Annotated in this window: 13 protein-coding genes; 4 read left to right on the top strand and 9 right to left on the bottom strand. The window is 67.7% G+C overall.

The window, feature by feature from the left end; translation table 11 throughout:
- The 3 genes from MKW15_RS23785 to MKW15_RS23775 all read right to left on the bottom strand — a co-directional run.
- Nucleotides 1-756 (bottom strand): glycosyltransferase (locus MKW15_RS23785; protein ID WP_240862782.1); only part of this gene is annotated, 756 nt, incomplete at its 3' end.
- The gene (locus MKW15_RS23780) at nucleotides 753-2,273 is read right to left on the bottom strand and encodes a hypothetical protein (RefSeq protein WP_240862780.1); all 1,521 of its coding nucleotides are present in this window, start codon (nucleotides 2,271-2,273) and stop codon (nucleotides 753-755) included. The genes MKW15_RS23780 and MKW15_RS23785, both read right to left, overlap by 4 nt.
- Nucleotides 2,274-2,298: 25 nt before the next feature.
- Nucleotides 2,299-4,251 carry a hypothetical protein gene (locus MKW15_RS23775; RefSeq protein WP_374248127.1) on the bottom strand — a complete coding sequence of 651 codons (1,953 nt, stop codon included), beginning with the start codon at nucleotides 4,249-4,251 and terminating at the stop codon, nucleotides 2,299-2,301.
- A gap of 236 nt (nucleotides 4,252-4,487) precedes the next feature.
- Between MKW15_RS23775 and MKW15_RS23770 the strand changes: the two genes are divergently transcribed.
- The gene (locus tag MKW15_RS23770) at nucleotides 4,488-5,288 is read left to right on the top strand and encodes an alpha/beta fold hydrolase (RefSeq protein ID WP_240862779.1); all 801 of its coding nucleotides are present in this window, start codon (nucleotides 4,488-4,490) and stop codon (nucleotides 5,286-5,288) included.
- 6 nt (nucleotides 5,289-5,294) lie between these two features.
- Here the strand turns inward: MKW15_RS23770 and MKW15_RS23765 are convergent, their stop codons facing one another.
- Nucleotides 5,295-6,872, bottom strand: coding sequence for a carboxylesterase/lipase family protein (locus tag MKW15_RS23765; RefSeq protein WP_240862777.1), 1,578 nt, complete (start codon nucleotides 6,870-6,872; stop codon nucleotides 5,295-5,297).
- A gap of 130 nt (nucleotides 6,873-7,002) precedes the next feature.
- Between MKW15_RS23765 and MKW15_RS23760 the strand changes: the two genes are divergently transcribed.
- On the top strand, nucleotides 7,003-7,764 hold the full coding sequence (locus tag MKW15_RS23760) for a 5-oxoprolinase subunit PxpA (RefSeq protein ID WP_240862775.1): 762 nt from the start codon (nucleotides 7,003-7,005) through the stop codon (nucleotides 7,762-7,764).
- A gap of 6 nt (nucleotides 7,765-7,770) precedes the next feature.
- Here the strand turns inward: MKW15_RS23760 and rlmB are convergent, their stop codons facing one another.
- Genes rlmB through MKW15_RS23735 form a run of 5 tightly spaced genes read right to left on the bottom strand, consistent with a single transcriptional unit; the run spans nucleotide 7,771 to nucleotide 11,781 of the window.
- Entirely contained in the window at nucleotides 7,771-8,730 is a 960-nt protein-coding gene (rlmB, locus tag MKW15_RS23755) for a 23S rRNA (guanosine(2251)-2'-O)-methyltransferase RlmB (protein WP_240862773.1), read from the bottom strand.
- The gene (gene cysS / locus MKW15_RS23750) at nucleotides 8,730-10,121 is read right to left on the bottom strand and encodes a cysteine--tRNA ligase (RefSeq protein ID WP_240862771.1); all 1,392 of its coding nucleotides are present in this window, start codon (nucleotides 10,119-10,121) and stop codon (nucleotides 8,730-8,732) included. Before cysS ends, rlmB begins: the two co-directional genes overlap by 1 nt.
- A 22-nt stretch (nucleotides 10,122-10,143) precedes the next feature.
- Entirely contained in the window at nucleotides 10,144-10,602 is a 459-nt protein-coding gene (ispF, locus tag MKW15_RS23745) for a 2-C-methyl-D-erythritol 2,4-cyclodiphosphate synthase (protein WP_240862769.1), read from the bottom strand.
- The gene (gene ispD / locus MKW15_RS23740) at nucleotides 10,599-11,288 is read right to left on the bottom strand and encodes a 2-C-methyl-D-erythritol 4-phosphate cytidylyltransferase (RefSeq protein WP_240862767.1); all 690 of its coding nucleotides are present in this window, start codon (nucleotides 11,286-11,288) and stop codon (nucleotides 10,599-10,601) included. Before ispD ends, ispF begins: the two co-directional genes overlap by 4 nt.
- Before the next feature lie 4 nt (nucleotides 11,289-11,292).
- Nucleotides 11,293-11,781 (bottom strand): CarD family transcriptional regulator, encoded by a 489-nt coding sequence (locus MKW15_RS23735; RefSeq protein WP_240862766.1) that lies wholly within the window; start codon nucleotides 11,779-11,781, stop codon nucleotides 11,293-11,295.
- A gap of 306 nt (nucleotides 11,782-12,087) precedes the next feature.
- Between MKW15_RS23735 and MKW15_RS23730 the strand changes: the two genes are divergently transcribed.
- Nucleotides 12,088-12,906 carry a hypothetical protein gene (locus MKW15_RS23730; protein WP_240862764.1) on the top strand — a complete coding sequence of 273 codons (819 nt, stop codon included), beginning with the start codon at nucleotides 12,088-12,090 and terminating at the stop codon, nucleotides 12,904-12,906.
- Between the two features lie 55 nt (nucleotides 12,907-12,961).
- The gene (radA, locus tag MKW15_RS23725; RefSeq protein ID WP_240862762.1) at nucleotides 12,962-14,341 is read left to right on the top strand and encodes a DNA repair protein RadA; all 1,380 of its coding nucleotides are present in this window, start codon (nucleotides 12,962-12,964) and stop codon (nucleotides 14,339-14,341) included.
- The last annotated feature ends 245 nt before the right edge of the window (nucleotides 14,342-14,586 follow it).

The raw sequence follows: 14,586 nt of genomic DNA, 5'->3' as shown, positions 1-14,586 counted from the left end.
GTTGTGGAAGCTGAGCTTGCCCTGCACGCACACCACGGAGTCGTCGCCGATGGTGGTGAACACGTATACGGCCCTGCGCAATTGGAGCGGGTCGGGCTTGTCCTCCGCGTCGAAGATGGTGACGATGTCGCCGGTCGCGAAGTGCAGTCCGTAGTTGCACGCCTTCGGCTTGGTGCGTGGCTGCGCCGGCGGTGTGAGCACGACGGTGACCAGGCCACCCGCCTCGACCGCACGCGCCGCGTCGATCGTCGGCTGGTCGTCCTCCTCCAGAAGCAACAACACCTGCAGCTTGTCGCGCGGATACTCGATGGACTCGACCGCCGCAATCAGATCGCCCACGACCTCCGGTTCTCCGTACGCGGGCACGAGGACGGTATAGGGCGGTAGGTCGTCGTCGGCCAGCGACCGGGCCTGCTCGTCGGTCACGCCGATCGCGCCGTTGACCAGACCACGACGAAAGATCACCAACCGATCGAGGATGGTGACGACGTAGACGATGGTCGCGATCGACACGAAGGTCGCGAGCGCGGGCACCGTGAAGAACACCAGCGCCACCGCGGACACCGCACCCGCAACAGCGCCGATCACCTTCTGAATTCGGTTGAACGGCACCGATGCCGACCGATCGACGTCGGCCTCGCGTAACCGGCCGACCGCGTCTTCCAAGGCCGCCGCCCGATAGTCGGGGTCGGCGAGCAGCTCCGCCACATCGCGCTGGGGTCGAGTGACGCGGGCCAGGTCGCCACGTGGGGTCATGTCGCACTCCGTGCGGCGGCATCGGCCTGCGCGGTCACCAGAGCGGTACCGAGCGACACCAGCAGATCACGGTCCTTGGTGGGCTGGTCGACCGCCTGGATCACGGCGTTACCGCGGAACATCACCGTGAACATCGTGTTGAGGTTGGCCGTAACGGTCATCTCCGGCGCCGGGAATCGAGCGTCGGGCTCATGATTGTCCACCGACCACAGCATCATCTGCTGGGTGCGGTCGCCGTTGTTCCACCACCAGGACAGCACGGTGTAGGTCAGGTAGCGGACGTCGTCGACGACGGTCCAGATCCACGACCGCACCCCCTCGGGAAGCTTCACCTCCACCGCCGGACTGAAGCGGTCACCGACGAGGTCGTAGCGAAAGATGTAGGGGTACACCTCAAGTGCCAGTGGACGTTCGGTGTCGACGCTGTCGACCATCACCCGCCGCGGCCGGCCCTGTTTGTCGTAGGCGACGTCGCCGCGCGACTGCACCACGGCCTGCCTGATCAGAACCGACTCGGGTCCGTAAAGTCGTGTGACCCAGTCATATCGCGTGATGGACTCTTGACGCCAACCGGGCGGCATCACCTGCGGCTGCCCGATCGGCATACCCGCGATGTACGCGGACGGCCACGTCCCTACCGGCGGAACCGGGATGAACGCCAGACACGCCGCCGCCAGCACCACGACCACGCCGGGCCGGCCCACCTGCTTGAGCGTCGGCGGCAACACCTCCCGCCCGAGCGGCGACCACGGATGCCCGCCGCGATGGCGGTAGTCGATGTACATGACGGTCGACGTGGCCAGTGCGGCCGCCAACGCCGGGATGGTGACCATCGAGATGCGCGAGCCGCCGACCGCGACCGCGCCGACGAGCGTCACGAGGCCGACGGCCATCGTCATCGCGGCCCCGGCCGCAGCACGCCGCCACGTACGGCCCACCGCGATCGCTGTCGCACCGGCGGCGTAGAGGACCGTGACGGCGCCCTCGGCAAACGACGAGCCACCCAGCGTCAGAACGATGACCCGGGTCGGGATCGGCCAGATGGCCAGAAAGATCAACCACACCCACCGATACCGTGCGACCGGACGCAGACCGAACATCATGATCGCCGCCCCGAGCACAAAGACCCACAGTGCCAGCAGATCCATGTGGGCAGTGAGGTAGGTCTGCGAATAACGCGGAGTCACAAGGTATTTGATGACGATCGCCTGCGACAGCACGATGAGCCCGACAATCACGTCGGTCTGGCGGTCGTAGATCGGCGGCTCGAGATGACGCCGCCAGGACACACCGATGGCAGCTATGGCGCACAGGAGAAGGAGAATCGGCACATAGCCGATGAGTGTCTGCGCGTACATCTCCTCGACGATCGCCACGATCGTGTTCCAGAACGCAATCCCGGTCAGCGCCAGCAACACTGACCACCGGATCACGACGGTCCAGCCCGGATGTGCACTCGTCCACTCCGCGATCGTCGGGCGGTGATGCGACGCGAAGGACTTTTCGGTGACGGTCATCGCGACCCCGTCGCCCCTGCTCCCGTCACCCCTGTCTCCCTCGCCGTCTCCGGCCCACGACGATGATCGCCGCCACCGCTCCCGCAGCGCACAGGGCACCCACCGCCACCGCCGCGGCCGCCGTCTTCGACAGCCCGGAATCCGAGGACTCCGACGGCGGCACGGCGTCGTCGACGGTGACGAACACCGGCTCACGGTCGGCGACCTGCAACACCGCGTCGCCGGACATCGCCGCCCAGCGGTCCGGATCGTCGCCGAGCCACGCCAGGATCGCGTCGAGGTCGGCCGTGTCTTCGGTGGAGGTTGCGACGAGGACGGTGCGGTCGTCGTCGCGCGCCACCTGCAATGTTCCGTACCGGGTGGCCGGCGTCAGCGTGACCTGCGACGTCTGCCCCGCCGTGTTGGTCACGGTGATGGTGCTGCCGTCGGAGGTGACCGGGAGGTCCAGATCCGGCAGGCCCTGCCCGTCGGCGGCGATCAGGATCGCCGGTGACTGCGCACCCGTGGCGTCGGAGATCGACACCACGTCGACGCCGAGCGGGATCGCCGACATGCGCTGCATCCCGGTCATGATCGCCACCGCGCGCGCCACGTCGCCGACGTCGCCCTTGGTCCAGGCGAGCTGGGTTCGCGGCATCAACGACTGTGGGAGCGACTGGAATCCGGCCGGGACCGGCGGATCCGCGGCGTCGGAGGTCACCTCGCCCGACGAGTCGAGGCTCAGCGAACCCCGAGTGCCGTTTCCGCACGCCTCGGGCACCCCGGACCGCGTGTAGGCGACGACGACCTGGGTGAAGCGGCTGAGCACGCCGTCGGGAATGTCGACCCAGCGGTTGTAGGCGCCCGACGAGCCGGCGGCCCAGGAGTCGATCACGCGGTTGCCGACCCGAACCGAGAGCTGACCGGCAGAGTCGCCGCCGTAACTGTAGGAGCCGACCAGTTGGACCCGCACGTTGTGCGACGGTCGGCCGAGCCGGGTCTGGTCGATCCCGAAGGAGACGGTCGGCCACGCGCTCGACGTCACCAACTGATCACCGACACCGAGGTCGGCCAGGGTCTGCACCTGCGGCGCCAACTGCGGCGCATTGCGCAGCGGTCCGGCCACCGCCGACGAGCTCATCGCGATCGACGAGAGGTCGGAGCCGAGGAACTGCACTTGCACGAGGAGATCCTGCGCCGGCCCGCCGATCTGCAGGAACGGCCAGCCGGGCCCGTCGCGCAGGCTGAGCCCGGCCGGGGCCGACGTGCTGATCACCACTTGGCGTTCGAGCGGCCCGACGGGGGTGGTCGGGACCAGGTTGTTCCGCGGCAACGAGCGCGTCTCCACGGCCACCGGTGCCGAGCCATAATTGGCGACCACCGCGGTCGCAAGGTTCACCGCGGCAGCCCCTTCGGCCTGCTGCACGTCGTCGGGCACATAGATCGTCAGCTTGCGCAAGACGGGCGGCAGGAAGTCGGCAACCGCGGTCGGGCGTCGTTCCCGACCGGTGTAGGTCAGCGTCGAGTTGACGATGCGGAAGGCGTTGGCGGGGTCGAATTGGCAGAAACCGTCGGCCCGCAGATAGGAGCGCAACACGATGTCGGCGGCATGGCGGTCGACCCGGACACCCCGCAACGACAGGGTGATCGGCGCGTTCGGGGTCGACGGAATCGGATTGCGGGAGAGCAGCCGGTCGCCCTGCATCACGTCGACGCTGCCACCGGTGACGAAGGCGGGCAGCTGCGCGGTGCCGCGGATCTCGCTGGGCGTCAGGTTCTCCGGGACCGGCAGCGACAGACTGACCGCCCCCTGCTGCCCCACGAACGTGATGGTCGACGACGACCCGACGTCGCGCAGACTCATCGGCGGTGGCGGATCACCGGGTGCCGCACCCGCTCGAGGAGACAGTTGCGGCGCAATCAACGGCGAACCGATAAGCATGCCGACCAGCAGGATCACGAACACACGGGCAAGGTGCGCTGTCGGCCACCGCTGCATCAGACCACCCTTCGGATAGGCCCCCGGTAGTGCGCATTCATATCCCCGACCTCCAAAGTTGGTGGAGCAAACAGCCCCGCACGCGGCTATTGGGGCGGCGATTCCTCTTCCGAGACGCCGTTGCGGATTCGAGTCACAACTGTTTCCCCTTGCCGAGACAATGTCTGACACGATGGCGCTTGCGCGATCGATCGTTTACGGCCCCAGAAGCAAGACAAGGTAGGACGAGAACACAGATGTCCCAGGTGCATGTCGGGGATCGAATCGACGGCGGCGAGTACGTCTCGGTCGGCGGCCAGGTGATCTGGCATTTCCACGACGGCGACCGTCACGGGGCCCCGACCGTCCTGCTGCACGGGGCCTTCGCAGCGGCGTCGACCTGGGGCGCACAGATCGCGGGGCTACTCGCCGACGGCATGCAGGTCTACGTGCCCGAACGCAGCGGTCACGGCCACAGCCCCGACACCGCCGGCCTGTATTCCTTTGCGGCCCTGGTCGATCAGACCATCGAGTATCTCGACGGGGTGGTCGGGGCGCCGGCGCATCTCGTCGGCTGGGCCGACGGTGCGGTCGTGGCTCTGCTCGTCGCCCGCGAACGACCCGACCTCGTCAACCGCATGGTCCTCTTCGGAAACTATGTCGACGGCCGGGGACGCGACGACGACGAGTTCCTCGAACGGGTGCGCAGCCGACGACCCGACATCGTCGAGTTCTTGCGGACCGACTACGACACCATGTCGCCCGACGGCCCGTCGCACTTCCCGGTCGTGTTCGACAAACTGGTGCAGTGGCTCGGCGACGAACCCGACTTCGATGTCGAACGCTTCTCCGAGGTCACCGCTCCCACGCTGGTGATTGCCGCCGACCGCGGCGTCGTGAGCCTCGAACACAGCCTGAAACTCGCCCGGACGCTACCGAACGGTCGGCTCGCGATTCTGCCGGGCACACACATCCTGCCCGTCGAGGCACCCGAGCTGTTCAACCCGCTCGTGTCGTCGTTCCTGACCGCCGACCCGCCTGCCGTGTGGCGGCCCTGACCCGAATCAGCTCACTCGCTCACTCTGGTCGGGCACGGCCGGGTTGTGCGCCTTCGACCACGCGTCCCGACGCTGGGCGTCGGGGTCGGTGACCACGCGGTCGGGATCGTTGATCACGAGCACCTTGCGATCGTCGGTGCGGTAGGCCGGCCAGCCCACGCCGGGATCGCCGGTCCGGGCGAAGCTGACCCATCGCGACTGCACGTCGTCGATCACCCGGCCGGTCGACTTCCAGGAGCCCACCGCGAGTCCTGCGCCCATGGGCGCTCGGTAGGCGCCGAACACGGCGAACAGTTCGGTGGCATGAGTCGCGCCGAAGCCCGTCGTCCGCAGCACGGCCGGCTCGAAGTCGTAGCGGTACACGTAGGTCGGGGCGACGGCACTGTGACCGTCGGCGAACGCGGTCATCGGAGCCCAGAAGATGGCGTCGCCGGCCAGCCGGAGCAGATCACGGTCGCCACCCTGGTAGAGCGCTGCGAGGTCGCGACGGGTTTCGTCGTCGGTGATCCGCATCAGTGCCTTCTCGGAATCCGGCATGACGTTCCACAGCTTGGCGAAGAGCTGGCCCTCTTCACGATTGGTACCGATGATGAGCGGGACCGGGAGAGTCGTGCCCGCGCGTGCTGCGGCCAGCGGTGAACGCGGAAAATACTCACCGTCGACGACAGGACAGAACGGGATGGGGTCGGGCGCACCGGTCTGCACGGTGAACTTCATCAGTCGGTCGCCCGCGCGCAGGAGTTCGGCCGGGTTGGCCCGCGACAGCAGCCGCTGCGCTTCCTCGGGGTCGATGGGCGCTTCGGTGCGCTCGACGCCGGCGCTCCGGTGCTGCGGGTCGCGCAGGAGGCGCAGGTACTCGTCGGCGTAGATCCGCGCCTCGTTCTGTTCGACGGCCAGCTCGGCGGCGGGGCTCTGGGCGATCGCATGCGAGAACAGCCCGGCGGCTGCCGGCGTGGACAGAAGCGAGAGCACCGACGACCCGCCTGCGCTCTCACCGAAGACGGTGACCTGGGCCGGGTCGCCACCGAAGGCCGCGATGTTGTCGCGCACCCACTCCAGGGCGGCCACCTGATCGCGGAGCCCGCAGTTGACGTCGAACGGCCGGTCGTCGGTGGCGTAGGCACCGAAGTCGAGCAGGCCGAACGGACCGAATCGGTACTGGACGGTCACGACGATCACGTCGCGCGACCGGGCCAGGAACGAACCGTCGTAGAGCGGGGTGGCCGCGGTTCCGAGGATGAAGGCGCCGCCATGGATGAACACCATCACCGGTCGTGGCGTCGACGACGACTCCTCCGGCGAGAACACGTTGAGCGACAGGCAGTCCTCACCCATCGGCGCGAACTTGCCGGGAGCGACCGCGGTGAACCGCTTCTCCTGCATCGCGGCCTTGCCGAGTTGCGTGCAATCCCGCACCCCCGGCCACGCCGGTGCCGGCTCCGGTGCGCGGAACCGCTTCGCGCCGACCGGCGGCGCGGCAAACGGAATCCCTCGCCAGCTGATGGTTCCGCGCCGTGTGCGCTTGCCCCGCGCACCGGCAACGATGCCGTTGGTCGTTGTCACCTTGCTATCGAGCAATGTCATAAGACACACGGTAGACCAAACGTCCCATTGCGTGGTCCACCCCGTGTGCCCCCTCCCTCGTTGACCGTGCGTCCCAAATCGTTGACTGGGCGTCCCAAACCGTTGACCGGGCCCAAACTAGACTGTTCCCATGAGTCGCCGACCGGGATCCGTCTCGAGCATCGACCTCAACGCCGACCTCGGCGAAGGTGTCGGCGACGACGCGGCGATGGTCGAGATCGTCACCAGCGCCAACGTCGCATGCGGATTCCATGCCGGCAATCCCAGCGACATCCTCGCGACCTGTCGTGCGGCGGCAGCGGCGGGTGTTCGGATCGGCGCCCAGGTGTCCTACCCCGACCGCGCCGGATTCGGACGACGCTTCCTCGACATCGACGCCGACGACCTGATCGCCGACCTCATCTATCAGATCGGAGCCCTCGAGGCGATCGCGCGTTCCGTGGGTGCGCAGGTGTCATACGTGAAGCCACACGGCGCGCTGTACAACACGATCGTGCATCATGAGCAGCAAGCGCAGGCCGTGGTCACCGCGATTGCCGACGCCGGTCCCGGACTCGCGGTGATGGGTTTGCCAGGTGCGGAAGTGATCGGCCGTGCCGAACGGGCCGGGTTGCCGGTCATCCTGGAGGCCTTCGCCGACCGCGCCTACCGCCCCGACGGGACCCTCGTTCCGCGTTCCGAGCCGGGCGCAGTGCTCTCCGACAGCGCCGAGATTGCCAAACGAGTGGTCGAGTTGACGCTCGACGGTCGGCTCACCGCGATCGACGGGAGTTCGATATCCGTTGCAGCGCAATCAATCTGCTTACACGGCGACACCCCCGGGGCCGTCGGGCACGCTCGCGCCGTGCGGGCCGCGCTGGCCGACGCGGACATCGCGATCAGCGCTTCCTGACCGGCGTCAGGCCTGACGTCGTTGGCGTGCGAACTCGGCGAGCACGACGCCGGCGGCGACGGACGCGTTGAGGCTTTCGACGTCGCCGGCCATCGGGATCGACAGGATCGAATCGCAACTCTCGCGGACCAGCCGCGACAGCCCCTTGCCCTCGGAACCCACCACGATGACCGTCGGACCGGTGCCGTCGTAGTCGTCCAGGGTGACGTCGCCGTCGGCGTCGAGCCCCACCAGCTGCGCGCCCGAAGCGGCCCAATCCTTGAGCGTGCGAGTCAGATTCGTCGCCTGGGCGACGGGAAGTCGTGCTGCCGCACCGGCGCTGGTGCGCCAGGCCACCGCGGTGACGCTGGCACTTCGACGGGCCGGGATGAGCACCCCCTGACCACCGAAGGCGGCGACCGACCGGATCACCGCACCGAGATTGCGCGGGTCGGTGATGTTGTCGAGCGCAACCAGCAGCGCCGGGGCACCGCTCGATTGCGCCTGCGCCATCAGATCGTCGGGATGAGCATATTGATACTCGGGCACCTGCAGAGCGACGCCCTGGTGTAATCCGTTGGCCGACAACCGATCCAGTTCCGGCTTGCCGACCTCCAGGATCGATATGCCCGCGTCGGCGGCCATCTTGACCGACTCCGCGACCCGATCATCGGGCTCGGAATTTGTTGCCACATAGAGCGCCGTCGCGGGCACCCCGGCACGCAGACACTCCAGCACGGGGTTTCGGCCTAGCACGTACTCGGGGCCGCCCTCGTCCTTGCGCCGCGCCCCCCCACCGCGCCCGGCGGGCGTCTTCGTGGCGGCCTTGGCGCGTTTGTGCGCCGGATGGTACGGACGGTCGACGGCTTTCGGGGTGGCACCCCGACCCTCGAGTCCGCGACGACGCTGCCCACCCGAGCCCACCGTCTGGCCCTTCTTCGAGCCCGACTTGCGAACTGCGCCTTTACGTTTGGAATTACCCGCCATCAGCCTTCACCCTTGAGAGCCCATTGCGCCCCGTCCGGGGTGTCGGTCACCTCGACACCCGCCTCGGCGAGGCGGTCGCGAACGGCGTCCGCCGTCGACCAGTCCTTGGCGGCCCGCGCATCGGCACGGCGCTGGAGTTCGGCACGGACGAGGACGTCGAGCGCCGCGGTGGCGGCCGAATCGTCGCCATCCGACGCCCACAGCGGATCGAGCGGGTCCACCCCGAGGATTCCCGTCATCGCCCGCACCGACGACGCGGCCGCCAATGCGGTTGCGCCATCCCCGGATTCGAGTGCGGTGTTACCTTGCCGAACCGCGTTGTGCACCACGGCAAGTGCGGCCGGCACACCGAGATCGTCGTCGAGGGCCGCCGCGAACTCGGGTTCGATCTCGCCGATCGTCACCTCGCCGACCCGGGCGGCCACCCGCTCCACGAACGACTCGATACGACGGTAACCGGCAGCCGCCTCGGTGAGCGCGCCGTCGGAGTACTCCAGCATCGACCGGTAGTGGGCGCTGCCGAGGTAGTAGCGCAGTTCGACAGCCCGCACCCGTTCGAGCATGGCCGGGATCGACACAACGTTGCCCAGCGACTTGCTCATCTTCTCGCCGCCCATGGTGACCCAACCGTTGTGCATCCAGAACCGCGCGAACGGATCACCCGCGCCATGCGCCTGCGCGAGCTCGTTCTCGTGGTGCGGGAAGATGAGATCCATTCCGCCACAATGGATGTCGAACTCGGGTCCGAGAAGTCCGGTGGCCATCGCGGAGCATTCCAGGTGCCAGCCCGGCCGGCCGCGGCCCCATGGCGTCGGCCACGACGGCTCGCCGGGCTTCTCGGCCTTCCACAGCGTGAAGTCGCGGGGGTCCCGCTTGCCGGTGCCCGCGCTCTCGCCCTGATGCACGTCGTCGAGCTTGTGCCCGGACAGCGAACCGTAATCGGGCAGGCTCAGTACGTCGAAGTAGACGTTGCCGTCGGCCGCGTACGCATGCCCGCGTTCGATGAGCCGTTCCATGTACTCGACCATCTGTGTCACGAACCCGGTGGCCCGCGGTTCACCCGAGGGCGGCAGTACGCCAAGTGCGTCGTAGGCCTGCGTGAACGCACGCTCGTGCGTCGTCGCCCATTCCCACCAAGGCCGGCCGGCGTCGGCGGCCTTGCGCAGGATCTTGTCCTCGATGTCGGTGACGTTCCGGACGAAGAGCACGTCGAGCCCGGAATACTCGAGCCACCGTCGGAGCACGTCGAAAGCGATACCGCTGCGCACATGCCCGATGTGGGGAACGCCCTGCACCGTCGCGCCACACAGGTACACCGACGCCTGGCCGGGGTGCAGCGGCACGAAGTCGCGCACCTCTCGCGTGGCGGTGTCAAACAGGCGCAGGGTCACGACGTGCGATCTTACAGGTCGTTCACTCGACCAGCGCCGTTGCCACCGCGGCCACACCCTCACCCCGACCGGTCATGCCCAGACCGTCTGTGGTGGTCGCCGACACCGATACCGGCGCCCCCAGCGCCTCCGACAGCACCCGCTGGGCTTCGTCTCGACGCGGCCCGATCTTGGGCCGATTGCCGATCACCTGCACCGCGCCATTGACGACGCGCAACCCGGCCTCGGTGACCAGGTGACGCACGTGTTGGAGCATGGCGACACCCGACACCCCCGCCCATTCCGGGCGACCGGTACCGAATACCGAACCCACGTCGCCGAGACCGGCCGCCGAGAGCACAGCGTCGCACAGCGCGTGCGCGCCGACGTCACCGTCGGAATGCCCCTCGCAGCCGGGCGTGTCGGGGAAGTGCAGACCGACCATCCAGCAGTCGGCGTCCTCGTCGACGCGGTGTGCGTCCGACCCGATCCCGACCCTCACAAGCGTCCTCCCTCGGCGATGATGTCCCGCGCGATGCGCAGATCCCAGCCGGTGGTGATCTTCATGGCGAGCGGGTCCCCGGGGACCACGTGCACGTCGATCCCGCACCGCTCGGCCAGTCCGGCGTCGTCGGTGGCCAGGCCGGAGTCGTCGGCATGCGCACGCACCAGCGCGTCACGGGTGAACCCCTGTGGTGTCTGGATCGCACGCAGAAGCTCACGGTCGACGGTGTGGGCGACGCGTTCGACGCCCGGCTCGGTTGGCGGCGAGACGTCGATCTGCTTGAGCGTGTCGGCCACCGGAAGCCCGGGCACGACGGCGGGATGACCGGCGAGCACCGCCGCCACGACACGGTTGAACACCGCGGGTGGGGTGAGCGGACGAGCCGCGTCGTGCACCAGGACGATGTCGGAGTCGACGGCGGCGAGTCCCGCCCGGACCGAGTCCGACCGGTGCGCGCCACCCGCGACGACGATCGCCTCGGGCACCAGATCGCGCGCCTCGTCGACCAACTCCGACGGGACCACCACGACGATCCGCTCGGCCACATCGGCAGCCACGACCCCAGACACACACGTCTCCAAGATCGACGCACCGCCGAGGTCGACGAACGCCTTGGGGACCGGCTCACCGAGCCGCGTCCCCGATCCGGCCGCCGGGACGATCACACCAACGTTGATCGGCAACGCGTCAGGATGCGGCGGCGAGAACCTCGTCGAGAATGCTGGTCGCCTTCTCGTCGTCGGTGTTCTGTGCCAGCGACAACTCGTCGACGAGCACCCGGCGGGCGCGCGTCAGCATGCGCTTCTCACCCGCGGACAGGCCGCGGTCCTGCTCGCGACGCCACAGGTCGCGAACGATCTCGGCGACCTTGATGATGTCGCCCGAGATCAGCTTCTCCTGGTTCGCCTTGAATCGGCGTGCCCAGTTGGTGGGTTCTTCGGTGTGCGGAGCGCGGAGCACCTGGAAAACCTCGTCGAGACCCTCTGCGCCGACGACGTCGCGAACACCGACGTATTCGAGCTTGGTGGAGGGAATCTGAACGGTCATGTCACCGTCGGCAACCTTGAGAACAAGGTATTCGATCTGCTCACCCTTGATGGTCCGGGTCACGATGTCTTCGACCCGGGCAGCACCGTGATGGGGGTAAACGACGGTGTCGCCAACTTTGAAATTCAATGTTCCTTGCCCCTTTCGAGTATCGCCAGTCTAGCACGGGCGTTCGAGGGGCTGTAGACAACGGTGCAGGTCAACGCCCTGAACGCATGGTGTCCACGGCGTTTTGCGAGGTAGTGAGCCTGTCCTTAGCAGGCCGTGACCCACAACGCAACACCCACCATTTCGCGGTGTGGACGACAGCTTTGCGGAGTGCTTTCCCGGGACCAAAACGGCACCCCGGCGGACTTTTCCGACCCGCGCCCACTACGCTGCGTAGTGCAGGGTTCGCAACCCGCGCAGTTGGCTTCGTTGACCTGGGAGGAACGGGTGTCAGTGCTTCCACAATCCGCACGTCGGTCGGTACGTACGCGGACTCGCCTCGCGGCAGCGATCGCAGCGCTCGGCGCCGCCGTCGCCCTCGGTGTCACCGGGTGTGGCGCGGGCCAGACCTCGCAGACCGCCAATCAACTTCCGGCCGTCAACGGCGCCAATGCGAATCACCTGTCGCTGACGCTGCGCAACGTCCAGATCATCTACCCCAACGACAAGGCCGACGAGGTCTTCGCCGCGGGTGGGCCGTTCGAGCTGTCCTTCGTCATCAGCAGCAACAATCCGACCGAGTACTACCGGCTCAAGGAGATCAAGGCTCCGCAGGGCGGCACCGTCACGCTGTCGCCCGCCGCCGGGCCGCAGCTCGAGATCACGCCCGAGATCGCTCTGCGCGCCGGCAGTCCCGTGGGACTGACCGAGGACGTCGCCGAACGTGCGACCACCATCTCCTGCCGGGTATCCCAGCCGGTCTCCCATGCCTCGTCTGCCGGTACCAAGGAGAGCCGGATCAAGGCGACGCTCAATGGCGCCGGTAAGTCGGTCGCGGCCGGCCTGACCACCAATCTCACTTTCGTCTTCGAGATCAAGAACGCCGACGGCGCCTGGGTTGATGCCGGCAGCAAGGAAGTCCTCACACCGGTCGACACCGACCCCGGGTACGCGCGTAAGGGTGCGGCGTACTCCGCCGAGGTCCCTGCCGAAGAACACAACGTCCACGGCGACGAGCATGCCGCCGAGGGTGAGCACCACGAGGGCGGCCATGAGACCGGTTCCCCCAGCAGCACCGAGGGCGCTCACCCCGAGGGCGGTCACTGACCTTCCCGGCCGTGGCGTCGGCCGACTGTCGGTCCGATTGCCTACCCTGACACCTGTGGCCAAGCCGAAGAACACCTACCGCTGCAGCGCGTGCGGGCATCAAGTCGCCAAATGGGTTGGCCGGTGCCCGGATTGCGGCGAATGGGGTTCCGTCGACGAAGTGACGGCACTGCCGTCGAGCACCTCGACCACCGCTGCCGTCGCACCAAGCAGTCCCGCCCGTCGCATCACGGAGATCGATTCCGCATCGTCGGCCGCGGTGGCCACCGGCATCGGCGAGTTCGACCGCGTACTCGGGCGCGGCGTGGTTCCCGGATCGGTGATCCTCCTCGCCGGCGAGCCGGGCGTCGGCAAGTCGACGCTGCTGCTCGAAGCCGTCAAACACTGGGCCCGGCAAGGTCGTACGGCGCTCTACATCACCGGCGAGGAGTCGGCCGGGCAGGTGCGTATGCGGGCCGAACGCACGGGCGCTGTACACGAAAACGTCTATCTCGCGGCCGAATCCGATCTCGCGACCATTCTCGGCCACGTCGACGCGGTCCGACCGTCGCTGATGATCGTCGACTCGGTACAGACGGTCGTGGCCACCGGCGCCGACGGCGTCACCGGCGGAGTAACCCAGATCCGTTCCGTCACAACGGCTCTGGTGTCGCTGGCGAAGAACCGCGGAATCGCCGTCATCCTCGTCGGGCACGTCACCAAGGACGGCGCGGTCGCCGGACCTCGCTCACTCGAGCATCTCGTCGACGTCGTGCTGAGCTTCGAAGGCGACCGGCATTCGACGCTGCGCATGGTGCGCGGTATCAAGAATCGGTTCGGTGCGGCCGACGAGGTGGGCTGTTTCGAGCAGCGCGACGATGGCATCCACCAGGTCACCGATCCGTCCGGAATCTTCTTGCACCAACGTGATTCGACGGTGAGTGGCACCGCCACGCTGGTCACCATGGACGGCAAGCGACCCCTGGTCGGCGAAGTACAGTCGCTGGCCAACGGATCTCAGATGGCCACGCCGCGGCGTGCGGTGTCGGGGCTCGACTCGGCCCGGGTCGCGATGGTGCTGGCCGTGCTGCAGAGCCGCGCCAAGATCGAGGCCATCGCCAAGAACGAGATCTACGTCGCCACCGTCGGCGGGATGCGGGTGACCGAACCGGCCGGCGATCTCGCCATCGCGCTGGCCGTCAGTTCCGCCATGGACGGCAAGCCGATTCCCAACACGACGGTCGCCATCGGCGAGGTCGGCCTGGCCGGCGAGGTGCGCCGGGTGTCCGCGGTCGGGCGCCGGATCGCCGAGGCGAAGCGGCTCGGTTTCACCCACGCGATCATTCCGGTCGGCACCGACGAGAAGTTGCCGAGCGGCATCCGCATCTCCAAGGTCGGCAACCTTCAACAAGCGCAGGACGCCGCGAAGCGCAAAGTCGTCGACGCGCCGTTCTGAGCGAAACGTACTGCCTTCGGCCTCCTGAACTGCGGAAATATGTACCTGGGAGCCGAGTCAAATGCACAGTGCACGTGGTCGGGCTGTGGCGTACAGATAGCCGACGGTGGCGGCGGGGGGTGGGCCGGCGCCCACAAAAAGTCGGGGAAGAAACTTCGTCCCCTAACCTTGGAGTCCTCCCCCAGAAAATTCGGCCCTTCTGCTCTGAATGTGGATGGTTAGTTAGGCGTACGGGCCGGGTGTGG

It is taken from the genome of Gordonia gummivorans (genome assembly GCF_022513585.1).
Classification (GTDB): Bacteria; Actinomycetota; Actinomycetes; order Mycobacteriales; family Mycobacteriaceae; genus Gordonia.
The sequence above is the reverse complement of the archived record's forward strand: the minus strand, read 5'-3'. Positions and strand labels throughout refer to the sequence as shown.